The organism is Neoluteolibacter marinus, assembly GCF_014904755.1.
GTDB classification, from domain to species: Bacteria; Verrucomicrobiota; Verrucomicrobiia; order Verrucomicrobiales; family Akkermansiaceae; genus Haloferula; species Haloferula marina.
In genome coordinates this window covers 1-371 of sequence record NZ_JACZFQ010000213.1, presented here as the reverse complement: position 1 = coordinate 371, position 371 = coordinate 1, and the positions used below count along the sequence as shown (strand labels likewise).

At 65.8% G+C, this 371-nt stretch carries 1 protein-coding gene; it reads left to right on the top strand.

The genetic code is table 11. The annotated features are described in order from the left end of the window. The coding region (locus IG178_RS24530) for a carbohydrate ABC transporter permease (protein ID WP_193215218.1) at positions 1-371 on the top strand (371 nt) is incomplete at both ends.

Sequence of the window (371 nt, the reverse complement as noted above, 5' to 3'; positions counted from 1 at the left end):
CGCAACTACCTGGCGATCTTCACCGACTCCACGTTCCGCGGCGCGGCGCTCAACTCGATCCTCTACACGCTGGCTTGCGTGCTGTTCGCCCTCATCCTGGGGATGATCTTCGCGCTGCTGCTGGATCGGGCGTTCCTGGGCCGCGGCCTGGCCCGCACCCTGCTGATCACGCCGTTCCTGATCATGCCCGTGGCCTCGGCCATGCTGTGGTCGGTGTCCATGTTCAACCCGTCCTACGGCCTGGTGAACTGGATGATCGGCCTCGTGGGCATCGACCCGGTGGACTGGACCTCCCAGATGCCGCGGATCTCCGTGATCGTGGCGCTGGTGTGGCAGTGGACGCCGTTCATGATGCTGCTGCTCCTGGCCGG